This is a genomic window from Aureimonas fodinaquatilis, assembly GCF_008369445.1.
In the GTDB taxonomy this organism is placed as follows: Bacteria; Pseudomonadota; Alphaproteobacteria; order Rhizobiales; family Rhizobiaceae; genus Aureimonas; species Aureimonas fodinaquatilis.
Genome location: NZ_VTWH01000002.1, coordinates 1,084,538 through 1,110,174 on the forward strand (window position 1 = coordinate 1,084,538; position 25,637 = coordinate 1,110,174).

General features: G+C 57.1%; 18 protein-coding genes. 7 read left to right on the forward strand and 11 right to left on the reverse strand.

All coding sequences use genetic code 11. The features are described 5' to 3' along the window. The first annotated feature begins 191 nt into the window (after positions 1-191). Both FPY71_RS18515 and FPY71_RS11405 read left to right on the forward strand, forming a co-directional pair. Entirely contained in the window at positions 192-350 is a 159-nt protein-coding gene (locus tag FPY71_RS18515; RefSeq protein ID WP_188052310.1) for a hypothetical protein, read from the forward strand. A gap of 70 nt (positions 351-420) precedes the next feature. Then, positions 421-1,923, forward strand: coding sequence for an AMP nucleosidase (locus FPY71_RS11405; protein WP_149300356.1), 1,503 nt, complete (start codon positions 421-423; stop codon positions 1,921-1,923). 54 nt (positions 1,924-1,977) lie between these two features. Here the strand turns inward: FPY71_RS11405 and FPY71_RS11410 are convergent, their stop codons facing one another. Further along, positions 1,978-3,642: an electron transfer flavoprotein-ubiquinone oxidoreductase gene (locus FPY71_RS11410; RefSeq protein WP_149300591.1), complete on the reverse strand. Its 1,665-nt coding sequence runs from the start codon at positions 3,640-3,642 to the stop codon at positions 1,978-1,980. A gap of 113 nt (positions 3,643-3,755) precedes the next feature. On the opposite strand from FPY71_RS11410, the gene FPY71_RS11415 reads away from it, so the two are divergent. After that, a complete protein-coding gene (locus tag FPY71_RS11415; protein WP_149300357.1) occupies positions 3,756-4,643 on the forward strand; it encodes a uracil-DNA glycosylase in 888 nt (295 codons plus the stop codon). Between the two features lie 75 nt (positions 4,644-4,718). Then, complete coding sequence (locus tag FPY71_RS11420; protein WP_246160367.1) at positions 4,719-6,068, forward strand: MFS transporter; 1,350 nt, start codon at positions 4,719-4,721, stop codon at positions 6,066-6,068. Here FPY71_RS11420 and FPY71_RS11425 read toward each other — a convergent pair. After that, on the reverse strand, positions 6,046-7,002 hold the full coding sequence (locus FPY71_RS11425; protein ID WP_149300358.1) for a DMT family transporter: 957 nt from the start codon (positions 7,000-7,002) through the stop codon (positions 6,046-6,048). The two genes, FPY71_RS11420 and FPY71_RS11425, sit on opposite strands and share 23 nt — an antisense overlap. Before the next feature lie 220 nt (positions 7,003-7,222). Between FPY71_RS11425 and pepN the strand changes: the two genes are divergently transcribed. Further along, positions 7,223-9,874 (forward strand): aminopeptidase N, encoded by a 2,652-nt coding sequence (gene pepN, locus FPY71_RS11430; protein WP_149300359.1) that lies wholly within the window; start codon positions 7,223-7,225, stop codon positions 9,872-9,874. A 141-nt stretch (positions 9,875-10,015) separates the two neighbouring features. After that, the gene (locus tag FPY71_RS11435) at positions 10,016-12,322 is read left to right on the forward strand and encodes a PAS domain-containing sensor histidine kinase (protein ID WP_246160369.1); all 2,307 of its coding nucleotides are present in this window, start codon (positions 10,016-10,018) and stop codon (positions 12,320-12,322) included. Between the two features lie 52 nt (positions 12,323-12,374). Here the strand turns inward: FPY71_RS11435 and aptA are convergent, their stop codons facing one another. After that, on the reverse strand, positions 12,375-13,712 hold the full coding sequence (aptA, locus tag FPY71_RS11440; RefSeq protein WP_149300360.1) for an omega-aminotransferase AptA: 1,338 nt from the start codon (positions 13,710-13,712) through the stop codon (positions 12,375-12,377). A gap of 140 nt (positions 13,713-13,852) precedes the next feature. On the opposite strand from aptA, the gene FPY71_RS11445 reads away from it, so the two are divergent. Then, positions 13,853-14,401 (forward strand): cupin domain-containing protein, encoded by a 549-nt coding sequence (locus tag FPY71_RS11445; RefSeq protein ID WP_149300361.1) that lies wholly within the window; start codon positions 13,853-13,855, stop codon positions 14,399-14,401. Between the two features lies 1 nt (position 14,402). On the opposite strand, the gene FPY71_RS11450 is transcribed toward FPY71_RS11445, so the two are convergent. The 8 genes from FPY71_RS11450 to ccmI all read right to left on the reverse strand — a co-directional run bounded on the left by FPY71_RS11450 (position 14,403) and on the right by ccmI (position 25,531). After that, on the reverse strand, positions 14,403-17,339 hold the full coding sequence (locus FPY71_RS11450; protein WP_342791279.1) for a bifunctional [glutamine synthetase] adenylyltransferase/[glutamine synthetase]-adenylyl-L-tyrosine phosphorylase: 2,937 nt from the start codon (positions 17,337-17,339) through the stop codon (positions 14,403-14,405). Positions 17,340-17,346: 7 nt separating this feature from the next. After that, a complete protein-coding gene (locus FPY71_RS11455; RefSeq protein WP_149300594.1) occupies positions 17,347-18,753 on the reverse strand; it encodes a sensor histidine kinase in 1,407 nt (468 codons plus the stop codon). Between the two features lie 24 nt (positions 18,754-18,777). After that, a complete protein-coding gene (locus FPY71_RS11460; protein WP_149300595.1) occupies positions 18,778-19,452 on the reverse strand; it encodes a response regulator transcription factor in 675 nt (224 codons plus the stop codon). A 387-nt stretch (positions 19,453-19,839) separates the two neighbouring features. Continuing rightward, positions 19,840-21,360 carry a Do family serine endopeptidase gene (locus FPY71_RS11465; protein WP_149300363.1) on the reverse strand — a complete coding sequence of 507 codons (1,521 nt, stop codon included), beginning with the start codon at positions 21,358-21,360 and terminating at the stop codon, positions 19,840-19,842. A 121-nt stretch (positions 21,361-21,481) separates the two neighbouring features. Beyond that, positions 21,482-21,937, reverse strand: coding sequence for a cytochrome c-type biogenesis protein (locus tag FPY71_RS11470; RefSeq protein WP_149300364.1), 456 nt, complete (start codon positions 21,935-21,937; stop codon positions 21,482-21,484). Continuing rightward, the gene (locus FPY71_RS11475) at positions 21,934-23,925 is read right to left on the reverse strand and encodes a heme lyase CcmF/NrfE family subunit (RefSeq protein ID WP_149300365.1); all 1,992 of its coding nucleotides are present in this window, start codon (positions 23,923-23,925) and stop codon (positions 21,934-21,936) included. Before FPY71_RS11475 ends, FPY71_RS11470 begins: the two co-directional genes overlap by 4 nt. Continuing rightward, a complete protein-coding gene (gene ccmE, locus FPY71_RS11480; RefSeq protein ID WP_149300366.1) occupies positions 23,922-24,401 on the reverse strand; it encodes a cytochrome c maturation protein CcmE in 480 nt (159 codons plus the stop codon). Before ccmE ends, FPY71_RS11475 begins: the two co-directional genes overlap by 4 nt. Beyond that, a complete protein-coding gene (gene ccmI / locus FPY71_RS11485) occupies positions 24,398-25,531 on the reverse strand; it encodes a c-type cytochrome biogenesis protein CcmI (RefSeq protein WP_149300367.1) in 1,134 nt (377 codons plus the stop codon). Before ccmI ends, ccmE begins: the two co-directional genes overlap by 4 nt. Positions 25,532-25,637 lie beyond the last annotated feature (106 nt).

Consider the following 25,637-nt stretch of genomic DNA (forward strand, 5'->3'; position numbering starts at 1 on the left):
GAATTTAACTCAACCTTTGATTTATTGCTCTATGGTTAATGCCCGATTAAAAACGCAACCATGATTTTTTCTTATTTTGAAACTATACTTTGTTTATTCAATCGTAAGCTGAACGCGCGCTTAACGCCTTCGCCATCTACGGTTAAGCCTGACACTGTATGACTGGCGGCACGAGCAGAAAGGACATTCTCATGGTTTTCAGATTGGCTACCCTTACGCTTATTCTGGCCGCCTTTGCCGTGGGTTTCAGCACCCATGTCAAGTCCGACGGTGGAAATCAGTCCTTCGCATATGTTTCCAGTTGTTATGACCAGGGTCTGGTTTGCGCGCCACAGGGTGGGCTGCGCTAAACTATGAATGTGTAGAGCATTCCACTCGTCGCTTCCCTAGCGAACGAGACAAGGATATTGTCATTGATGCATGACAAAACGATTCCAGATTCCACAGCCCGCCACCCTTGAAACACCGCCGATAGAAAAGGGGCAGCTGTTTCACAGCGCCGACGAGGCTGTTGCGGCCCTGACGGAGCTTTACGATGTGTCGGCTCGCTTTCTGCTGCAAAAATTTGATGAGGTGCTGAAGGAAGGTGGTTCTGATCACCGATACCGCGCCTATTACCCGGAAGTGTCAATCACCACATCTGGCCATACGCGGATCGACTCTCGTTTGTCATTCGGTTTTGTGCCTGGTCCGGGGCATTACGCCACGTCCATCACAAGGCCGGATCTGTTTGGCAGGTATCTGACCCGGCAGATTGATCAACTGATTCAAAACCATCAGCAACCCATTCGCATCAGTCATTCACACACGCCTGTACCGTTGCATTTCGCTTTTCCAGAAGGCTCTTATGTGGATGGTGCCATGGCGGAGCGGCTGAACAAGCCGTTGCGCGACATTTTCGATGTTCCCGATCTTGGCGCGACCGACGACAGGATTGTGAATGGCAATTACGAGCCAGAACCCGGCGAGGCTATGCCTCTTGCCCCGTTCACAGCTCAGCGTGTGGACTATTCACTGGCGCGGCTTTCCCACTACACGGCCACAAGCCCGCGGCATTTCCAGAATTTTGTTCTGTTCACCAACTACCAGTTCTATGTGGATGAGTTCACAGCAATGGCCCGTGCCATGATGGCAGAAGGCGGGCATGGTTATGACAGCTTTGTTGAGCCGGGCAATGTGGTGACCCTGGCAGGCGAAGTCGCGCCGGAAAGCGGCGTCGTTCCGCACCGGCTGCCGCAAATGCCGGCCTATCACCTGACCCGAAAGGGAAATGGTGGCATCACCATGGTCAATATTGGCGTTGGGCCTTCCAATGCCAAAACCATCACCGACCACATTGCTGTTCTGCGCCCGCATGCCTGGTTGATGCTTGGCCACTGTGCCGGCCTGCGTAACACACAGGCTCTGGGCGACTATGTTCTGGCGCACGCCTATGTGCGCGAAGACCATGTGCTGGACGCAGATTTACCAGTGTGGGTGCCGGTGCCGCCCCTGGCCGAGGTGCAGGTGGCACTGGAACAGGCGGTAGCCGACGTGACAGGACTTGAGGGATATGATCTCAAGCGGATCATGCGCACCGGTACGGTTGCAACGATTGACAATCGAAACTGGGAATTGCGCGATCAGAAGGAGCCGGTCGAGCGGCTTTCAAAGTCGCGCGCGATTGCGCTGGACATGGAATCTGCCACCATCGCGGCCAATGGCTACCGGTTTCGGGTACCATATGGCACGTTGCTTTGCGTGTCGGACAAGCCACTGCATGGCGAGCTTAAACTGCCGGGGATGGCGACGGACTTTTACAAACGGCAAGTGGCGCAGCACCTGAAGATCGGCATCCGCGCCATGCAGAGCCTTGCGGAAATGCCGCATGAAAAGCTGCACTCCCGCAAGCTGCGCTCGTTCTTTGAGACCGCGTTTCAGTAAACGTGTTTAAGAAATGCCTTATTACTCAACACTTCCGGATCTTATCCGCCAACATTACATCGTCTGATAAACCGGACCCTCACCGCCTTGCGGTACAGTCCAGCGGATGTTGCCGTTCGGGTCCTTGATATCGCATGTTTTGCAGTGGACACAGTTTTGCGCGTTGATCTGGTATCGAAGGTCAGCGCCCTCGCCCACCCACTCATAGACACCCGCCGGGCAATAACGCTCGGAAAGCCCAGCATACACATCGTGCTCCGATGTTTTCTGCAGCGCCATATCCTGCACCTTCAAATGCACAGGCTGGTCTTCCTCGTGGTTGGTGTTCGACAGGAACACCGACGAGGTCTTGTCAAATGTCAGCACCCCGTCCGGCTTGGGATATGCAATCGGCTTGTGCTTCGCGGCCGGTTCCGTTGCCTGCGCATCCGTTTTGCCGTGTCGCAATGTGCCGAAAAACGAGAAGCCCAACAGCGAGTTTGTCCACATATCCAACCCGCCAAGCACAATGCCACCAATGGTGCCGAACTTTGACCAAAGCGGTTTGACATTGCGCACCGGCTTCAGGTCTTTGCCGATGGCAGACCCGCGCCACGCCGCGTCATAACTTGCCAGTTCATCCTGCGCCCTGTCCGCCGCAATCGCATCGGCCACGCTTTGTGCCACCAGCATGCCCGACGTGATTGCGTTGTGAACGCCTTTGATGCGCGGCACATTGACGAAACCAGCCGAGCAGCCAATCAGCGCGCCGCCCGGGAATGTGAGCTTCGGCACCGACTGATAGCCGCCTTCCGTGATAGCCCTGCCGCCATAGCCAAGGCGTTTGCCACCCTCCAGCAGTTCGGCGATATCCGGATGGGTTTTAAAGCGCTGAAACTCTGCGAACGGCGATATGTATGGGTTGCGGTAGTTCAGATGCGTGACAAAGCCGACATAGACCTGATTGTTCGGCAGGTGATACAGGAACGAGCCGCCGCCTGTGCGGTTGTCCAGCGGCCAACCGAATGAATGCTGGATCAGCCCCGGTTTGTGCTTTTCCGGCGCGATTTCCCAAAGCTCTTTAATGCCAAGGCCGAATTTTTGCGGCTCGGATTGCTCGGAAAGCTGGAAGCGCGCAATCAGCTCCTTGGCAAGCGAGCCACGCACCCCTTCTCCTATGAGCACATATTTGCCCATTAGCGCCATGCCGCGCTGATAGTTGGGTCCCGGCTGACCATTGCCTTCAACGCCCATATCACCCGTGGCCACACCGGCAACCGCGCCCGCTTCATTGTACAAAATCTCTGCCGCGGCAAAGCCTGGATAAATTTCCACGCCGAGGGCTTCTGCCTTGCCGGCCAGCCACTGACACACAAGCCCCAGTGAAACAACATAATTGCCGTGGTTGCCCATGAAGCGCGGCATGGCAAAACCCGGAATGCGAACGCTGCCAGCAGGACCATAAATATAGAAACGATCGTCTGTAACCGGCTGGCTGATCGGCGTTTCTTCCTCCCGCCATTCAGGCAGAAGCTCATCCAGCGAAGAAGGGTCGAGAATACAGCCGGACAGGATATGCGCGCCAACCTCGGCGCCCTTTTCCAGCACAACAACTGACAGGTCCGGATTAAGCTGCTTGATGCGAATCGCGCTTGCCAGCCCTGATGGACCGGCGCCAACAATGACAACGTCGAACTCCATGCTCTCGCGCTCGGGCAGCTCAAGACCGGTTTCGCTAATCGACATTGTTCTTTCCTTACTAAAGTGTCGCAATTGGTTTGGAATGTTTCTACCGATCTTGGCAACCGCCTTTTTCAGTTGGATGTTCAATTTGGCGCCAGTATGATGCGCACATGAATGGTTTCGGTCACAATAATTCGCCCGCCAGCGCCGCAGACAGCATCAATGCCGTACTGCGTTGGCTAAGCCATGCCGGTGTGACCGAGCCGGTGCAGGAATCGCCCCGCGACCGATTTGCCGAAACAGCATCGGAAGCCGCCGAACGGCAAACTTCGCGACCGGCCACCCCATCCGCTGCGCCGCCCCCCGCGGTCAGGGAAGCCGCGCCGCAGGCCAGCAGCCTGCCGGCCTATCACCCCGTTATTTCCGGCGACATATCTGCTGATGAAGCCCGCCAGATGGCCCGCAATGCGCAGTCGCTAGAAGAGCTGGCCGCTGCCTATGCTGCCTTTGAAGGCTGTTCCCTGAAATTGACCGCAAAGACCCTGGTTTTCGGCAATGGTGCCACCAATGCTGATCTGATGTTGATTGGAGAGGCCCCAGGGCGCGAGGAAGATATCGCCGGAGAGCCATTTGTCGGCCGTTCCGGCCAATTGCTCAATCGCATGCTGCACGCCATCGGGCTGGAGCGAAACGACGTGCGTGTGACCAATGTCATTGCCTGGCGTCCGCCCGGCAATCGCAGCCCCACCCCCGCCGAAACCGAACTCTGCCTGCCCTTCGTTCAGCGCCATATTGAGTTGATTGCGCCAAAAGTGGTGGTCTGCCTTGGATCGCCATCGGCCAAGGCCGTTCTTTCCACCACAGAAGGCATTATGCGCCTGCGTGGCCACTGGACCGAGCTGAACCTGCCCGGCCTTGCCAAACCGGTCCCGGCAACCGCGCTTTTGCACCCTGCCTACCTGTTGCGCCAGCCCGCGCAGAAGCGACTGGCATGGCGAGATCTACTGGCTATAAAATCACGGCTCGATAATCTGGCACTTGTCGCAAACACACCATGATCTGTCGTTTATAAGCGTGCAGAAATGCCGCCCAGTTCGTAGGTGATGTGCAAAGCGTAAGGCGTTTTGTGCGCCATGACCGCAAGAGCGTTACAGACGTGTGCTGGAATTGCCTCCAGCTCGAATTTTCATGCCAAGGCCGATGCAATGCGCTCTCATATTCTACCTATCGTTTCCCTGCTGACATCGACTTTTTTCATGATGGCGGGCGCTGGTCTTCAGGGAATTCTGCTGCCTGTGCGCGGGGCAATCGAGCAATGGTCTGCCTATGAAATCGGCCTGCTGGGCACTGGTTACGCCGTTTTCTTCACATCGGGCTGCCTGATTGCGCCGCGACTTGTGCGCAGTGCTGGCCATGTGCGGACGTTTTGCAGTTTGGCCGCACTGCTGGCGATCGCCATTCTGCTGCATGCCATGATCGTTCACCCCATCGCCTGGATTTTGCTGCGTGGGGTTTCCGGTTTTGCTCTGGCTGGGTCTTACATGATCATTGAAAGCTGGCTGAACGAGCGGGTAACCAACCAGTCGCGTGGCACAATTTTCTCACTTTACATGATGATTTCCATGGCCGCGATGATGTCTGGTCAATATGTGTTGCCGCTTAGCCAGCCGCAACTGACCATTCCTTTCATGGTCTGTGCGATTTTCTTCTGCCTGGCGGTTATTCCCAATGCATTGTCACGCGCACAAAGCCCCAAGCCGCTGACACAGGTTCGGTTGGACCTGCCCGCAATTTTTCGCAATTCGCCCGCCGCCGCAATCGGCGTGTTCCTGAGTGGCGTTCTGGCCTCTGCATGGTCGAATATGGCCCCGGTTTTTGGTGCGGATATTGGCTTTTCCACCACCAGCATTGCCACATTGCTGGTGTGCACCATGGCAGGTGGAATGATTTTTCAGTATCCGCTTGGTCGGCTTTCCGATCGATTGGATCGCCGCCTTGTTCTGTGCGTCACCGGTATTATCGGCGTAGCCACCGCCACATTGGCCATCGGCCTTTCTTCCACAACGCCGGCGGTGCTGTTCATTCTGGCATTTCTGCTGGGTGGCACAATTTACCCGGCCTACTCACTGGCCGTTGCCCACGCCAATGACTTCGCTGCGCCAGCCGATTTTGTAAAAATTTCGGGCGGCATGCTGATCTTGTATGGTTTTGGCACCATGGGCGGCCCGCTTCTGGCTGCCTGGCTGATGGAAAATTATGGGCCAATGGGAATTTTCCTGGCGACCGGCACCGCCCATGCGGCTCTGGCAGCATATTCCATCTACCGCACAACGCGGCGTCAGCCGGTACCCGCGGAAAGCCGCGAAGACTTCCGGTCAACACCGCTGGCCAGAACTCAGACACCGGCAACATTTGCTCTGGACCCTCGCGCGACAACCACCGAAGCGAAAGAGCAGGCTTTTACGACGGCCCGGGTGGACTGACTTTTTTCGCAGTCCGCCGTTCGAGGCCCAGCCTGTGTTCGCGGAAGATGATGAACACCCCGGCACTGATGATGATAGTTGCACCGAGAAGCGTCGAGATCCCCACCTTTTCACCGAACAAATAGTAGCCGATCAGCACCGCGCCGATGATGGACGTATATTCAAATGGCGCGATGGTGGAAGTGTCTGCGTATTTGTAGCACCCGGTCAGAAGCAGTTGGCCGACACCGCCGCACAGCCCGGCTGTCACCAGAAGTGCGGCCTGCGTGGCATTGAGCGGCGCCCAGCCAAAGGGCACCGTGGCCAGCGAAATGATGCTGCATGTCAGCGAGAAATAGACAACGATCGTGGTGATTTTTTCATGGGCGACCAGCACGCGAACCTGGATCATGGCAATGGCAGCAGCGGCCGCGGCACCCAGAGATGCCACGATACCCAGTGAGTGGCGCGACACTGCTTCATCAGCGCTAAAAAAAAGGCTCGGCAAGGCAACAATCAGGATGCCAACCAGACCGATCAGCACCGCGAACCAGCGATAGGCACGCACCACTTCGCGCAGGAAAATGGCGGCGAACACCACTGTCATCAAAGGCGCGGCATAGGACAGTGAAACCCACTGAGGGTAAGGCAACTGCGTCAGCGCGAAAAAGCCGAGCGCCATGGACGTAACGCCAACAATACCGCGAATGAAATGGCCCGTCAGGTCGTCTGTGGAGAGTGAGGTGCGCAGCCCGCCGACCCACCACAAGTAAAGCAGCACCGGCACCAGAGCGAAAAACGACCGGAAGAACACCAGCTGCCCGGGGGGTACGACGTCACCTGCAGCTTTAAGGCAGGTTGTCATGCCGACAAAGAAAAACACCGAAATGATTTTCAGCAGGATTCCCCGAAGCGGCCGCGAGCCAGCTTCAAGCGGAATGTGGGACCGGACCATAGCGAAATCAGACTTAAAACTTGCGGGATGGGCGTTTCAAGAAACGAATCGGAAAAGAAAGGCAGGCTTACAGTGTTAGGCTTTTGGGCGCGTTGCGTCGAGGGAGCTGGCTTGCAATGGTGGTAAAGTTGTTTGCCAGCCGTTGGCAAAACGTGAACAGACCGGTAAGCCCGATTGCAGAGCCAAATGCTCTGACCAGATGCTTTGAGCGAGGTTGCCTATGCGTGCGGAAAATGGACAGATCATAAAGCTGGAAGATTACCTGCCGGCCGATTTCGTCATTCATCAGGTGGACATGACCTTCGACCTGCGTGATGGCCATGCAGATGTGTTGACCCGGCTGGTCATGCAGCGGCGCGAGGGCGTTGCTGCCGAGGCCCCGCTTGAGCTGGATGGCGACGAGTTGTCGCTCACGTCGCTGGCGTTGAACGGCACCCCTGTTTCGCCGCAGAACTACACCGTGGCTCCCGACAGTCTCAAAATAGATGATCTGCCGGCACAGGACCAATTCACACTGGAAATTGGCACCCGGCTCCACCCGGAGCAGAACACAAAACTGATGGGGCTGTATCGTTCCAACGGCATATGGTGCACACAGTGCGAGGCCCAGGGTTTTCGCCGGATCACCTATTTTCTCGACCGGCCCGATGTTCTGGCAACTTACAAAGTGCGCCTTGAAGCCGACAAGGCTGCCGCACCGGTATTGCTTGCCAATGGCAATCCGGTGGCCAGTGGTGATCTGCCGAATGGGCGGCATTTCGCCGAATGGATCGATCCCCACCTTAAGCCGTCTTACCTGTTTGCCATTGTTGGTGGACGACTGGATGTGCTGAAGGACAGTTTGACAACCATAAGCGGCAGACATGTTGAACTGGCTATCTACACCGAGCCAGGACTGGCCGAGCGTGCCACCTACGCCATGGATGCGCTGAAACGCTCCATGTGGTGGGATGAGCGCCGCTTTGGCCGCGAATATGACCTTGATGTTTTCAACATCGTGGCAATCTCAGACTTCAATATGGGCGCCATGGAAAACAAGGGCCTCAACGTCTTCAACCACAAATATGTATTGCTGGATTCTGAAACTGCGACAGATGCCGATTATGCAGGTGTCGAAACCGTTATTGCGCATGAATATTTCCACAACTGGACCGGCAACCGCATCACCTGCCGCGACTGGTTTCAGCTTTGCCTGAAAGAAGGGCTGACGGTTTATCGCGATCAGGAGTTCTCGTCTGATGAACGATCGCGCCCGGTCAAACGCATTTCATGTGTGCACACGCTGAAGGCCAATCAGTTCCCGGAAGATCAGGGTCCGTTACAGCACCCCGTGCGCCCCACAACTTACCGGGAAATCAACAATTTTTACACCGCCACGGTTTACGACAAGGGCTCTGAACTGGTGCGGATGCTGGCAACCATACTTGGCGAGGACAAATTCCGCGCCGGGATGGATTTGTATTTCGAACGCCATGACGGTGACGCAGCGACGATTGAGGATTTCATCGCTTGTTTTGCGCAAACGGCCAATATGGATCTTTCGCAATTTGCGCTGTGGTACAATCAGGCGGGCACACCGCGACTGACCGTTTCCCAGAGCTATGATGCAAAGGCTGGCACGCTGACACTGAACCTTCAGCAGCAACTGGACAAGGGCGCTGCGGGAACTGGCACATTGCCAATGCACATTCCGGTGCGCTTTGGCCTTGTGGGCGCAAACGGCCAGGACATTGCGGCAGAAGCAGCGTCAGATGATGCCAGGGTCAGCGGCGACACAATTCACCTGACCACGGCCTCTGCGACCATTGTATTCACAGGCTTGAACCAAAGACCACTTCTGTCGATTCTGCGCGATTTTTCCGCGCCGGTTCAATTGCAATATGAGGAAAGCGAAGCCGACCGGCTGGCCCTTGCAAGGTTGGACCCGGATGCATATGGCCGCTGGCGGGCACTGACCGATCTGGTTGGTGACAGTCTGGCCGATGCTGCAAGGCAATGGGCGAAATCGGGCCCGCAGACAGTGTCTGACACGGTATTGGGTGCAATTGTCGAAGCGGCTGACGACACATCGCTGGAGCCTGCCCTGCGTGCACAAATGTGCAGCCTTCCGGGAGAAACCGAAATCGCGCGGCTGGTTGCGGAAGATGTAAACCCCGAGATTATTCACACCCTCCGCCTGCAAACCCTGGCGCGGCTCGGCATGCTGGGCGGCGAAACTTTCAGATCTCTCCGTGCGGAACTGGCCGAACCGGCTGGTGAATTTTCTGCCTCTGCCGCCAGTGCAGGACGAAGAGCGCTGCGCAATTGTCTGCTGGCACCGTTGAGCGCCGCGGCCGGCAGGCCGGATGATGCGGCCAAGCAATATGCGCAGGCAACCAACATGTCCGACCGCATGGCCGCACTGACAGTGCTCGTGCATCAGTTTCCGCAGGAACTGGTCAGCCAGGATGCATTGACGGACTTCTACAATCGCTTTGAAAGCGACCCGCTGGTTCTGGACAAATGGTTTGCCCTGCAAGCCGCCTCTCCCAATGCTGACACGCTGGAGCGGGTTGAAGCATTGCTGCACCATGAAAAGTTCAAGCTGGCCAATCCAAACCGCGCGCGAGCGGTGATCGGCGGACTGGCTGGGGCCAACCCTTCCGTCTTTCACCGGGCAGATGGTGCGGGCTATCGTTGGGTGTGCGGCGTACTTTTGCAACTGGACAGTTTGAACCCGCAAACCGCTGCGCGGATGGCCACTGCCTTCCGCTCCTGGCGGTCTATGAACCCGGCTTTGCGCCAACAGGCCGAGGCAGCGTTGCGCCAACTGGCAGCCAGTGAAAACCTGTCTCGCGACCTGCGTGATATCGTGGAACGAACCTTGAAGTGAACAGACACAGAAATGTTCAGAAAATTGTAACCAATCCCAGCCTTCCCAGACTGGACAAGTGATTCGCGCTCTGATTCATTGAAAGGTGATTCGGGGGCAGGTTTGCTCTATAGTTACAGAGCAACAAGCGAGGACAGGTACATGGCGGCTAACGCTGGCAGCGTTCGGGCAGCAAACGGGCAACAACGCCCGGGACTGGCCGCCGCCATTGCGCGCAAGGTGCGCCATGCCGTGGATTTTCGGCAAAGCGGAAGCTGGACCAGCATGGCCACGTGGGAGTCTTTCCTGCGCCGCTCCATACCGTTTCTGGCAGTTCTGTTTCTGATAATTCTGGGCTTTGTCCGTTTTGTCTCGCTGATGGACCACCGCGGTGACGTGGAAACGGCGGCGCGAGATCGGCTGAGCGTTAATGCAAGCCTGCTGCGTGCCGAAGAAACGCTGCTGGCGCAAAGCGACACAAGCGCTACCGAACGCGCGCAGGCCCTTCTGACAAGCTATCTGCCGGAAAGTTTTGGTTCGACGGGCGGCAAGGCTTTCGTGACGGATGTTTCGGGCAGGATCATCGCCACCTCGCCGGGCAGCGGCGAATATATGGGGCTGGACGCGGGTGAATTGCTGCGTCAGGCGCAGCCTGTAACCATATTTGGTGAGCGCGCCGGCATTATGCGCACTGATTTTGCCACTGGTTCGATGCTGGTTTCCGGCGCCAACCTGACAGCACCACTTGGTGCGGCTGTTCTGTTGCAGCCGGAGGCGGAGCTTTTCGCTGCCTGGCGGCGCACCGCTGCAATCAATGTCACGCTTTTCGCCATGACCGGCGTTATCCTGCTGACGATCCTGCTGGCCTATTTTCGGCAATCGACCCGGGTCTCCATTACCGATGCGCTTCTGGCAGAAGCCAACCAGCGCGTAGACACCGCATTGTCCCGCGGACGCTGCGGCTTGTGGGATTGGGATCTGGCGCGGGGCCGCATGTACTGGTCGCGCTCCATGTACGAGATATTGGGCATGCGACCTCAGGAAGGTGTGCTTTCATTTGGCGAAGTGTCGCGACTGATCCACCCGGAAGATGGCAGCTTTTTTGAGATTGCCCGGCAGATTGCTTCCGGCAAGCTGACCAACATGGAACGCTCGTTCCGCATGCGCCGCAGCGACGGCCAATATATCTGGCTTCGGGCCCGCGCCGAAGTGACCCGCAATGCGCAAAACGACCTGCATCTGATCGGCGTTGCCGTGGATGTGAGCGAAAATCAGACATTGGCGCGCATGACCAATGAGGCCAACACCCGGCTGCAGAGTGCAATTGAAAACGTGTCTGAGACATTTGTTCTCTGGGATGCGCAAAACCGGCTGGTGCTGTGCAATTCGAAATATCAGGAAGTTTTCGGCCTTTCTGACCGGGACATCCTTTCAGGTACACCTCGTGACGTTATTCTGGCGCGTTCCCGCAAGCCTGTTGCCGAACGCAAGCTGACCAATCCAAGTTTTGTGGCGGGAGAACGCGCCGCCGAGGCACTTCTGGGTGATGGCCGCTGGCTGCAGATTTCAGAACGCACCATGGGCGATGGCAGCTATGTTTCGATTGGTACCGACGTCACCCAGTTGAAAGTGCATCAGGAGCGGTTGAGCGACAGCGAACGCCGGTTGATGGCAACCATCAACGACCTTTCCGCCGCACGGCGGGATGCTGAAGCCAAGGCGAAGGCGCTGGCGGACCTGAACGAAAGTTACATTGCCGAAAAAGACCGTGCTGAGGGTGCAAACCGCGCCAAGACGACATTTCTGGCAAATATGAGCCATGAACTGCGCACCCCGCTGAATGCCATTATCGGCTTTTCCGAAATTATGCGCGACAGCGCCTTTGGTCCGATTGGCAATGAGAAATACAGCGAATATGCCTCGGACATTCATCACAGTGGCCACTACCTTCTTAAGCTGATTGACGACATTCTGGACATGTCGAAAATTGAAGCCGGGCGCATGGTTATGGCATCGGAAGATATGGATGTGACCGAGGTTGCCAGAGAAGCGCTGAAAATTCTGGAAGTTCAGGCGGATGCCAAGAAGCTGACCTTGCAGCGCGACCTTTCGCAGTCCATGCCATTGCGTGGCGACCGCCGCGCCATCAAGCAGGTGCTGCTGAATTTGATTTCCAACGCGGTAAAATTTACCCCGGAGGGGGGAAATCTGCGTTTGCGCAGCCGCGTTGTGAACGGCAAGGCTCTGATTACCATTGCCGATAGCGGCATTGGTATTCCGGCAAACGCCCTGAAAAATCTTGGCCTGCCATTTGAGCAGGTGGAAAACGAGCTGACCAGAACCAACAAGGGAACCGGGCTGGGCCTGGCGATTGCCCGGTCTCTGGTGGAACTGCATGGCGGGCGTATGAAGATTTCCAGCCGCGTGGGCAAGGGAACGCTGGTTTCCCTTTCTGTGCCTCTGGCCTGACCTTCAGAGCATTGCCGTTGAAACGAAATGGTTTCAACGGCAAGACAACGCTCTAGGCGGCCTTCTGCAGAGCATCACCCAGCACTTCGACAATCGTATTGAAGTGCTCTGGCTCTGCAATCAACGGTGGTGACAGCGCGATGATGTCGCCGGTGACCCGAATGAGAACACCTTTTTTGAAGCAATCCACAAACACATCATAGGCACGGGCGCCGATGGCCCCTTCCCTTGGAGATAATTCAACTCCAGCTACCAGGCCGATTGTCCGAATGTCGATGACATTGGGTGCCGATTTCAGCGAGTGGATTGCATCATGCCACTGGCTTTCCAGATGGGCCGCCCGGGTCAGAAGCCCTTCGGACATGTAAACATCCAGTGTCGCCAGACCCGCCGCGCATGCCACCGGGTGCCCGGAGTAGGTGTACCCGTGGAAAAGCTCAATCTGCCCTTCTGGTCCCTGCATCAGCGCATCATGCACATTGCGGCTGGTAAACACCGCTCCCATGGGTATGACGCCATTGGTCAGCCCCTTGGCCGTGGTGACGATATCGGGCAGCACGCCGAACAGATCAGTGGCAAAATTGGCGCCCAACCGGCCAAAACCGGTGATCACCTCATCAAAGATCAGCAATATGCCATGGCGGTCGCAAATTGCCCGCAAGCGTTCCAGATATCCCTTTGGAGGCAGCAAGACGCCCGTGGAGCCGGCAACTGGCTCAACAATACAGGCGGCAATCGTTTCAGCGCCATGCAAGGCCACCAGCCGTTCAAGATCATCCGCCAGTTCTGCCCCGTGTTCCGGCACGCCCTTTACAAAGGCATTGCGGGTTAAATCATGGGTATGGCGCAAATGGTCGGAGCCATTTAACTGCGGGAAGACACGCCGGTTGTTGACAAGACCGCCGACCGAAATGCCGCCGAAGCCGACGCCATGATAGCCGCGCTCACGGCCAATCAGCCGGGTCCGGGTGCCCTGCCCGATAGCGCGCTGATATGCGATGGCAATTTTAAGTGCGGTATCAACAGATTCAGAGCCCGAGCCGGTGTAGAAAATCCGGTCCAGCCGCTGGTCACCCACCCCAGGCGCCACCGCTGCAAGCCGCTCGGCAAATTCAAACGCAATCGGGTGCCCCATCTGAAACGATGGAGCGTAATCAAGGCTGGTGAGCTGGCGTTCCACCGCCGTGGCAATTTCCTTGCGGCCATGACCAGCGTTCACACACCACAGGCCCGCCGTGCCATCCAGCACCTTGTTGCCATCAATATCGGTGTAATGCATTCCCGACGCTGCAACCAGCATGCGCGGGGACGCTTTAAACTGCCGGTTCGCAGTGAATGGCATCCAGTAACTGTCGAGTGAGGGGGTGTTTGATTTTTCCAGGCTGTCCATTGGCCATCTCCATTAACCTGCCCATGTGGACGCGATTTTACATCTGCACACAAGTCGTTTTCTAGGCAGGCACAAGCCATTGACCTGTCTGTGAAAATTTCTCATGTGTTTGATATACTCAACATGAGGAACAACTGCCTATGGCACTGGATATTGGTGGGAGATTGCGGCACCTGAGGGAAGCCCGAGGCCTTTCACAGCGTCAGCTTGCCCAGCTTGCAGGTGTAACCAATTCCACTATTTCGCTGATTGAATCCAACAGCACAAACCCGTCTGTTGGTGCGCTGAAGCGAATTCTGGATGGCATTCCAATCGGCCTGGCCGAGTTCTTCTCTTACGAGCCGGAACGCAGCCGGCAGGCGTTTTATCAGGCGTCTGAACTGGTGGAAATTGGTAAGGGGCCAATCTCCTATCGTCAGGTGGGTGACAATCTGTTCGGCAGGAGCTTGCAGATTTTAAAAGAGTGCTACCAGCCCGGCGCTGACACCGGCAAAGTTCCCCTTGTGCATGACGGCGAGGAAGGCGGGATTGTATTGAGCGGCCGGCTGGAAGTCACCGTGGATGACGAACGGCGGATTTTGGGCCCGGGCGACGCCTATTATTTTGAAAGCCGCCGACCGCACCGGTTTCGCTGCGTCGGGCCCGTACCATGTGAAGTGGTCAGCGCCTGCACGCCGCCAACATTCTAGTCTATTTGCCCGGCAGATCCACATCGTCTGGCATTGGCAAAAGTGCGTTGAACACCGCACGCACTTCCGCCGCCGAATCTGCAACCATGGCTTCGATCTGCGATATGTCCGGAGCGTCTATGCTTCTGGCAATCCGCTCTGCCAAGCCACGCGGCAAATCATCCGTGGCACGGGCATTGTCTGGCCCAAGACGCCGCAATTGCGCGATCCGGCTGAACATCTGCATCGATGTGGAAAGGCCGCTGACAGCCGGGTGATGGTCGGTTGCTTCCAGCGCTGCCAGCACCTCAACCGTTGGCTTGCCAACAAAATCTGCCGGGACAACGCCAGCCAGCAAAGCCCATTGCGCAATAAATTCCAGATCAATCAACCCGCCTGGAAGCAGTTTCAGGTCCAGCGGTCCGCGTGGCGGCTTGTCTTTGCCGATCCGCCTGCGCATGGACGCGACGTCGCCGACAAGTTTGTCATCGGCCTTGTGAGCGGCAATGGTGTGGCGGATGATGTTGCCAACCTTTTCCAGCAAGACCTTATCACCCGCAATCGGGCGGGATCTTGTCAGCGACATGCGCTCCCACGTCCAGGCTTCTTGCTCCTGATAGCGAGCAAAGGCATCAACATGCGTAGCCAGCGGCCCCTTGTTGCCGGATGGGCGTAGGCGAAAATCCACCTCGTATAGAATGCCTTCCGCCATGGGAGAGGACAGTGCCGCTATGAGCCGCTGTGTCAGCCGCGCATAATAGGTTGAGACCGGCAGTGGCCGTTCACCATCCGACTCTTCTGCATCCGCATCATGGTCGTAAAACAGGATCAGATCGACGTCTGACGTGGCCGTAAGCTCGCGGCTGCCCAGCCGACCAAGACCTTGCAACCCAAGCCTGCCACCCAAGACCCGACCATGACGTGAAGCAAACTCATTCTCGACCGTTTCGAGAAGCGCGGTGATCACTTCATCGGCCAGATCAGAAAATGCTTCCCCAGCCTCTTCGCCTTCGATTGCGCCGGAAAGCAGCCGCACTCCGGTGAGAAATTTCTGCTCCGAAGCAAAGATCCGCAATCGGTCCAGCCGGTCCTCATGGCCGGGAGAATCCTGCAAAAATGCCGAAAGCCTCTCGTTGATCAAGTCACGAGACGGCATTTCGCCAAAGAAGGATGGGTCAATCAGCGCATCAAACACGTGTGGGCGACGGGAAATGGTTTCCGTCAGATTGGGCGCTGTGGTGAGAATAAGCGCCAGAAGGTCCAGCAAACGCGGATTTGATGCGATGAGTGCAAAGAATTGCAAGCCTGCCGGAAGTCCTTGAAGAAACCGGTCAAACATTGCCAGCGCAGAATCCGGATCCCTCGCCGATGAAAAAGCCTCAAGCAATTGCGGCAACATGCGCGTCAACTGTTCGCGCGCAGCTTCCGAGCGCATGGCCCGATACCGCCCCGTGCCCCAGCCGTGAATAATGTGCGCAACATCCGACACGCGCTTATAGCCGGCTTCGGCCAGCCATTCCTGCGCCCGCTCGTCGGTCTCATCGCTCAACACCGCCAGCACGGGCGACACTTCCTTTCGGTCGCGGCCAGCAAACAATTGCCCAAAGCGCTTATCCACAATTGCCAGGCGTTGCAGCAAAGCCTTGGAAAATTCCAGCACCGAGCCATAGCCTGCCAGACGCGCCACACGCAGCAGGTCTTCCTGAGTTTCAGGCAGAGTGTGCGTCTGTTCATCTGCGACCATTTGGATGACATGCTCGACATGCCGCAGGAACCAGTAACATTCGGTCAGTTCCGAGGCGGTATCCTTGCTGATCCACCCACCCTGCGCCAAAGCATGAAGGGTGGGAATGGTTTGCAGCAAACGCAGTTCCGGCGCCCTGCCACCGGCAATCAATTGCTGCGTCTGGGCAAAAAACTCGATCTCGCGGATACCGCCTCGGCCCAGTTTGACATTGTGACCGCCAACACCAAGCCCCTCAAACCCGCGGTGCCGGTCTATCCGCCCCTTCATGGCCTGAATGTCGCGTATGGCGGCAAAATCCAGATAACGGCGGTACACAAACGGCGTGATGGCGGAAAGAAACTCGGCTGCCGCCGCCTCGTCTCCAGCAACCACGCGTGCCTTGATCATCGCCGCACGTTCCCAATCCCGCCCGGCACTTTCGTAGTAAACCAGTGCCGTGGGCAGCGGTATGGCAAGCGGCATTGCAGAAGGATCAGGCCGCAAGCGCAAATCCGTGCGAAAGCCATAGCCGTCACGGGTTCGCTCGCCCACCATGCGCACAAGGCGCCGGGCCAGCCGCGAAAACATCTCGACGCATTCCGTCGGGTCCACGATGGCAGGCACTTCCGGATCAAACAGGATGATCAGGTCAATATCGCTGGAGTAGTTGAGTTCACGCCCACCCAGCTTGCCCATACCCAGCACGAACAGGCCGCTGCCCTTTTCCGGATTGGCCATGTCCGGCAATTGCAATTGTCCGCGCCGTTGAAGATCGTTCAGGCAAAAACGCACAACTCTCCGCACGACGGCCTCTGCCAGTTCTGAGAGCCATCCGGTGACATAGGCTTCGTCTTCAACGCCGAACAAATCCAGGAGTGCAATCAACAGACTGACCTGATTTTTGCTTCGGCGGACGAACGTCATCTCCTCGCCTTCAGACGCCCGGTCGGGTACCGGTTCATTCAACGCCGCAACCAATGCCGCGATCTGTTTTTGCGCCGTCTGGTCAAATAAAGCATCCACCCACTCAGGATGGCCAAGCATCAGCCCGTTCAGATAGGGCGAAAGGTCGAGAATGGCGCCCAGATTGGAACGGTCTGCACTCGTGCCGGCCAGAAATCCGACCAGTCGGTGGCAATCCGCCTGTTCCGCCGCAGCAGACAGATCTGCCAGCCAGCTTTCCGCACGCACCGGATCCAATGCCTGCAGTGACACGTTGCCGCCGATCAGCATGCTTTTGCTAGCCAAATCCCGACTCCTGTTCATTGGCGGAAGCTTCAACGCCGTCTGGAAACTCCAGGACGATTTTTAAACCGGGTTGAGCATCTTCGACAAGCAACCTGCCGCCGTGCAGCCTTGCAATTGCCTGCACGAGTGAAAGGCCCAACCCGGAACCAGGCAAGGTGCGGCTCTTGTCCAGTCTGTAAAACCGCTCAAGAACCCGCTCACGCTCTTCCACAGGAATGCCGGGCCCATTGTCGCTTACAGCCAGCCGGCACAGACCGCCATCTTTCTCCACCGTTACCTGCACCCGGGCATTGTCCAGCTCGGCACTACCGTGTTTCAGCGCATTGTCGATCAGATTGGAAAATGTCTGTGCAATCAGTTCGCGGCTGACGAGAGCGCGCACAGGCTCTGGCGCGCCAAGCACAATGGTGGCACCCGCATCTTCTGCAACGGGTTCGTAAAGCTCCACAACGTCAGAAGCGATCTGCGTCAGGTCAACCATGGTTTTTTCCACCGGGTGGGAACCAGCTTCAACGCGGCTGATCATCAGAAGCGCATCGAAAGTGCGGATCATCTGATCGGCTTCGGCCATGGCGCCCTCCAGCGCAGCACGCGGATCAGCTCCTTCGGAATGGTCTGCCAAGGCCGCTTCCGCACGGTTGCGGAGCCGGGTGAGCGGTGTTTTCAGATCATGGGCAATATTGTCAGAAACCTGGCGCAGCCCTTCCTGCAATAACGAAACCCGGGCCAGAAGAGTGTTCATATTTTCTGACAGGCGGTCAAACTCATCACCCGCACCGGTGACAGGCAGTCTTTCGGAGAGGTCGCCTGCCAATATCCGGCGAGAGGATCTGGACATCAGATCAAGCCGATGCAACGCCCTGCGACCGACCAGCAGCCAGGCAAACAATGCGCCTGCCCCCATCAACCCGAGGGCTAGCACCAGGGCATCACGAACCACCTGCCGAATGCGATCCTGATCGGTGACATCGCGGCCGACAAGAACCCGCATGCCGTTGGGCAATGCAATAACCTCTGCCACGGCTTCGTGGTAACGGTCGGCTGGATCTTCGGCGAACCGCTCATAGCCAAAAGGTTTGCTGATATAGCCGGACTTGTCGATTACGCCAAAATCCAGACTTTGCACATTTCCGGCAAGTATGCGGCCCGTGGCATCTGTGACCAGATACAGCGATGCGCCAGGTTGCCTTGCCCGTTGATCGATTGACCGCACGAGCCCAACAATGCCGCTGCGCCCGTAGACGCCGCCCAGTTCGCGGATTTCATCCGATATGACCACGCGGCTCTGCTGCTGCAAAATGCCGGATGCAGTGGCTGTGACATAGACCACCAGCACAATGGCAAAGATTGCAAACAACGCCAGAAAGATCGCCGAAAGGCGAACTGACGTCATTCGCATCAGGGCGCGGAGTTTCTGCAAGGCTTATTCCGCACGCATAATGTAGCCCGAACCGCGCACCGTGTGCAGCAATGGCGAGGCAAAGTCACGCTCGATCTTGGAGCGAAGGCGCGAAATATGCACATCGATGACATTGGTTTGCGGGTCGAAATGGTAGTCCCAGACATTTTCCAGCAGCATGGTGCGGGTTACCACCTGTCCGGCATGTTTCATGAGATATTCCAGCAGACGAAACTCGCGGGGCTGCAGAATGATGGAACGCCCGTCACGGCGCACTTCATGCGATAGACGGTCAAGTTCCAGGTCTCCTACGCGGTACTGTGTTTCATGGTCTTTTGAACCACGGCGACGGCCCAGAACTTCCACTCTTGCAAGCAGTTCGGAAAAGGAAAAGGGCTTGGTGAGGTAGTCATCACCACCGGCTCGCAGGCCGGTGACGCGATCATCCACCTGTCCCAGTGCAGAAAGGATCAGAACGGGTGTTTCGTTGCCCTTCTGGCGCAAGCCGGTGATGACGGAGAGTCCATCGCGTCGGGGCAGCATTCTATCGACAATCAACACATCATAGGATTGGGAGTCGGCCATGTGGAAGCCGGTTTCGCCGTCGCCGGCGCGATCGGGCACATGTCCGGCTTCACGCAGAGCTTTGGCAAGGTAGGCGGCGGCTTCGTTGTCGTCTTCGATAATCAGAATTCGCATGGCACCTGCTGTTGCGCCGAAGTGCGCGGGAGAAAAGGAATCTGCACTGCTCATCGTATGGATTCCTTGAAAGCAATTCCAGCACAAGTGTGAAACGGTTTTGCGTTCGGAATTGCGCCAACAAAAATGCAACTCCAGCAAAGGTGCGTAACGGTTTTGCGGTCGGAACTGCGCCAACAGAAATGCAATTCCAGCAAATGTGTGAAACGGTTTTGCGGTCGGAATTGCGCCAACAAAGATGCAATTCCAGCAAGAGCACAGAACGGTCTTGCGCTCGGAACTGCGCCGGCAATTACGGATTGTCAGCAAAGGGTGAAACGGGCTCTGCTCACAATAGCGGCGGAAAAGCGCGTGCTCCTCCGCCGCTTCAATCAGCTTAAGCGATTATCAGCTTCCGGCGATTGGCAGTGCAACGAACCGGTTCTGGTCACCGGTGCGAAGCTGGAAAAGGGCTGCCTTGCGTCCGGCGTCTGAAGCTGCCTTGATGGCGTCTTCCACGTCTTTCTGGCTGCGCACTTCCTTGCCATTGACGGCAACAATCACGTCGCCGACCTGCACACCCTTATTGGCTGCCTCGGAAGACTGATCTAGGTCTGTTACGACCAGACCGTCACCTTCATCCGAAGGTGTAAGTTTGAGGCCATATCCGGCCAATGCTGATGCATCGGTTGGAACGGCAGGAGCGCCGCCGCTCAATGAAGCGGCTTCATCCAGCGAGGAAATGTCGCCAAGCTTGACCTTGACATCCTGCGCCGCATTATCCCGCCAGATTGTGATATCCACCTCTGTATCCGGGCGGAAAGTCGCAATCATCTTGGCCAGTTCGCGCGGGCCGGCGACGGTTTCACCATTAACGGCGGTGATGATATCGCCGGTCTGAATGCCAGCTTTTGCCGCTGGTGTGTCACTTTCCGGCAGGGTGACGATTGCACCCTTGTCATCCGACAGACCAACCGCATCGGCTATATCGTCAGAGATCGGTGCTATCTGCACGCCAAGCCAGCCGCGCTGAACGCTACCATTTTCACGAAGCGATTCAACAACGGATTTTGCAGTTGAGGATGGAATGGCAAATGCGATACCGACATTGCCGCCGGATGGCGAGTAAATGGCAGTGTTGACGCCGATAACCTTGCCCTCAAGATTGAAAGCAGGACCGCCGGAGTTGCCGCGGTTCACGGCTGCGTCGATCTGCAGGAAGTCATCGTATGGACCGGCGCCGATATCGCGGCCACGGGCCGAAACAATGCCGGCGGTGACCGAACCGCCGAGGCCGAACGGATTGCCGACAGCCACCACCCATTCACCAATGCGAAGCTGCGAGTCATCGGCAAATTCGACATAGGTAAACTTGGTATCGCCGCCATCGACCTTCAGCACAGCAAGGTCCGTGCGCTGATCGGTGCCAACCAGTGTGGCGGGATATTCCTTGCCGTCATTGGTCACGATGGTGAACTCGGTACCATCGGCTACAACGTGGTTGTTGGTGACAAGATATCCATCATCAGAGATGAAGAAACCTGAACCCTGAGCCATGGATGGGCGAGCCTGGGCGCGGGGTGCCGAGCGGCCCTGTGGACCACTGCGACCATCCGGGTTGCCGAACTCGAAGAACCGGCGCAGCGGATGATTTTCCGGCATATTTTCCCAAGGGGACTGGAAATCCTGATCGCGCGAGGCAACAGGCTTTGTTTCGCCGCGAACGCGAACGGAAACCACCGCAGGAGAAACATGTTCGACAACATCAGCAAAGCCAAACTGCTGCTGCGGCGCGTCCACGCTGACAGCCTCCGCGCTGGATGGCAATGTGTTGGTCAAAACTCCGCCAAAGGCGAAGCCAGCAACACCGGCAGCCAAAGCAGCGGCAGTGATACGGCGCCTTGTTTTGGAATGAGACAAATTTTGCATCGTGCAACCTTTCGACGAAGATCTGGTGACGGGTTATCGCCCCGTGTCGAAGGTAGATGTAGGCGCTGCTGACTTACGGAAGGTTTGCGGTGAAATGAAATCTTCGTAAGGTTGCGACAAATCAGCGCCTGTTTTCATCCAGCAATTGGTTCAACGCCTGCTCTTCCTCACCTGACAGCGGTTTTTCCGGTTCAGGTCGAGTGCGATTTCTTGTGAAAAGAAAAAGCGCACCACAGACGAGAAGGATTGCCGGCAGCGCCCAAAGCGCCACGGTCTGCCAATGCATCCTTGGCCGCAGCAAAACAAACTCACCATAACGCGCTACCAGAAAATCAATCACCTCATTGTCACTGTCACCCGCAGTCAGCCTTTCACGCACCAACAGCCGCAGATCCCGCGCCAAGGGCGCATCACTGTCGTCGATTGACTGGTTTTGACAGACCATGCAGCGCAAACCGGAAGACAGGTCTCTGGCCCGTTGCTCAAGCGCAGGATTGTCCAGCACCTCATCGGGCAACATGGCATAGGCTGTTGACAGGCTGAACATCAGCAGTATCGCCACTAAAAACCGCGTCATGCCGCGCTCTCCTTTGGCGCAACCTTGAGCGCAGCCCGACGTGAAGGTGCACCAACCCGCAACCGCCTGTCGGCAAGGGACACCACACCGCCCAGCGACATGAAGATGGTGCCAATCCATATCAGCGTGATCAACGGTTTGTACCAGATGCGGACCACCATGGAACCACCATTGGACTGCGCATCACCCAGGGAAACATAGGTCTGGCTGAAAATATGCGTGTATATGCCTGCTTCCGTGGTTGGCATTTGCCGCGCCGTATAAAGCCGCCGCGAGCTTTCAATGGTTTGCGGTGAGCGCCCGTCCCGCAGCAAGGTGAATATTCCGGTTTCCGCCGTGAAATTCGGCCCCTGTCGTGCCTCCATCCGTTCGAACCGAAGCTGATTGCCGCCAACCTCCACCACCGAGCCCGGCTCCATCAGCCGCACCGTTTCGGTTTCCAGTGCACTGGTTGAAACAATGCCCAGCAATGTTACGCCAACGCCAAAATGCGCCAGCGCCGTGCCAAAAGCGGAACGTGGCAGGCCGACAAATCTGCGCCAGGCCACCGATGGAGAAACGCGCGGCAACCCTGAACGGTAATAAAGGTCAACAAGGCTGCCGACCATCAACCATACCGAAAGGCCAAATCCGAATGCCGCCAGAAGACGCGTGCCATGCATGACCGCCAGTGCAATGATAATGACAGCCATGGCCGAACCGGCGGCAAAATACAGTCTCTGCGCAGCCGCCAGCAGGTCACCCCGTTTCCAGGCCAGCAGAGGGCCGAACGGCACGGCAAACAGCAGCGGCACCATAAGTGGCCCGAATGTCAGGTTGAAAAACGGTGGACCAACAGAAATTTTGGTGTCGGTGAGCACTTCAAGCACCAGCGGGTACAATGTACCGATCAGCACCGTGGCTGTGGCCGTGGTGAGAAACAGGTTGTTGAAGACCAGTGCACCCTCTCGCGAGATGGGAGCAAACAGCCCGCCGCTTTCCAGCTCGCTGGCGCGAAACGCAAACAGCGCAAGCGAACCGCCAATGAACACGAACAGAATTGCCAGAATGAATACGCCGCGTTCCGGGTCCACCGCAAAGGAATGGACCGATGTCAGAACGCCGGAACGAACAAGGAATGTGCCGAGCAATGAAAGCGAGAAAGTCAGAATTGCCAGCAGCAATGTCCAGATTTTCAACGCCGAGCGCTTTTCCATAACCAGCGCGGAGTGCAACAGCGCGGTGCCCGAGAGCCAAGGCATGAATGAAGCATTTTCAACCGGGTCCCAGAACCACCAGCCTCCCCAGCCCAGTTCATAGTAAGCCCAGTAGGAGCCCATCGAAATGCCGGCTGTCAGGAACAGCCAGGCAACCAAAGTCCACGGCCGCACCCACCGCGCCCATGAAGCATCGATGCGCCCATCTATCAACGCAGCGACGGCAAAGGAAAAGGCAACAGAAAATCCGACATAGCCGAGGTAGAGCAATGGCGGGTGAATGGCCAGGCCGATATCCTGGAGGATCGGGTTCAGATCCTGCCCCTGCATGGGTGCCGGGAAAATGCGTTCGAACGGGTTGGACGTCAGCAATATGAATGCAAGGAACGACAGGATAATCCATGCCTGGACCGCCAGGACATTGGCCTTCAGACTGGCAGGAAGGTCTCGGCCGAACAATGTGACCAGGGCACTGAACAGACCCAGGATCAGCACCCAGAGCAGCATCGACCCTTCATGATTGCCCCAGACACCGGTGATTTTATAAAGCATCGGTTTGTCGGAATGCGAATTCTGCACAACATTGAGAACAGAAAAATCAGAGTTGACGTAAGCCATGGTCAGTGCCGCAAAGGACAGACCCAAAAGAGCGAAAATGCCGATGGATGTGCTGTTGCCAACCTCCATCATTCGCGCATTGCCACGCAGCGACCCCGCAAGTGGCACGATTGACTGAACAAGCGCCAGACACGTCGCCAAAACGAGCGCAAAATGACCGAGCTCTACTGTCATGTTCCGCTTTCCTCGCTGACAGCGGGCGCAGGCTGTGCACCGGGCTCATGCTGCCAAAGGCCCCGCGCCTTCATGTCATCGACGACTTCCCTGGGCATGTAATTCTCATCATGCTTGGCCAGAATCGTGTCTGCGTTGAACACTTTGTCCGTGCCAATCACCCCTTCAGCAACAACGCCCTGCCCTTCGCGAAAAAGGTCCGGCAGCAAACCGGAATATTCCACGGCCACGGTTTCAACCGTGTCGGTGACCCGAAACCGGACAAGTTCCGCAGGACCGCGCTGTATGGAACCGTCTTCCACCAGTCCGCCCAGGCGGATGCGCTGCCCGGCCACCGGCTCTCTGGTCATGATGTCTGTCGGGGATTGGAAGAAAGCCACACTGTCGGACAGGGCCGTCAAGACCAGGCCAACCGCGACACCAATGACGACCAGCATGGCGGCAAGCACCGAAAATCGCTTTTGCTTGCGTGTCATTGCGCCACCTCGTCCGCAGGCTCAAGGTTCAAATCGCGAGCGAGCGCGGCAATCGCCTGCTCTTCGGGAGAACCGGGGGAAAATGTCGCCAGTGCCGTTCTCAGAGCCCGGGCCGCATCGTCCTTGCGTTCCATGATTGTATAGGAGCGGATCAAACGGAGCCAGCCTTGTGCGTCATCCGGCGATTGCTCCAGCCGAGCAGCCAGCCCCGCCACCATATCGCCGATGGCCTGTTGCCGCTCATTTTCCGGCAGCGCTGCAATAGCGGCCAGACCATCGGCCTCCGGCACTGCAACCATTCCGGTGCGGCTTCGCGCCTCTTCCAACGCTGCCCTTGCCGTTGGCAGCCAGGGCGAATTTTCCGGACTGTCATCGATCAGGCTTTGCCATGCGGGCACGGCTTCAGCCAGACGGTCCTGCTGTGACAAGGCCAATGCAAGGAAAAAGCGTGGCAGCAGCGCTTGCGGGTCCAGTTCCAGAGCCTGGGCGAAAGCTGAACCTGCCTGTTCGCTCACACGGCCTCCGGCCTGTTGAATCAAAGCCTCACCATAACCTGTCAGTCTGCGAGGCGTGGCACCCAGCAGATCAATCGCCCGTGAAAAGGCCTGAACCGCTTTTTCCGACTGGCCGGTGCGCAGATAAATCGGAGCAAGCGCATCCCAACCCGCCCCCTCATCCGGATTTTGGACGAGCCGCGCTTCCGCTGCCGCAACCAGCGCAGCAAATTCGGCATCAGCGGCATCATTGTCGCGGATGGCCAGTGGCATATCCTCCACCAGTGGAGCCCCCAGCCAATAGTAAGTGGTGACACCTGCCACGGGAACGGCCAGCAAAATCAACCCGGCTATCCAGGCCATTCGTGCCGAAGTTTTGAGTCCACCCTCGGCAGACGCCTCACGTGAGGCCTTCAGAAGCCGGCGCGCAATTTCAGCCCGCGCAACAGATGCTTCCTCACCCCTTATAACTCCGCGTCCAAGGTCAGCCTCAAGTTCTTTCAACTGCGCTTCATACACCATCACGTCATGCGCAGCCCGGCCTTCTGCCAGTGCGGCATGACTGCGCAAAAGCGGCCATACCGCCGCTAGTGTAACGATGGCGGTCAGCGCGGCAGCGATAATCCAAAACAGCATTTCTTATCCGTACAAGCCTACAGGCCGGTGCCTCACCTCTCCAGCTATTCTGGAGCTGTTCCAGCATTCATTATCAACTTGTCGCCCGAAAACACAGCATCACTTT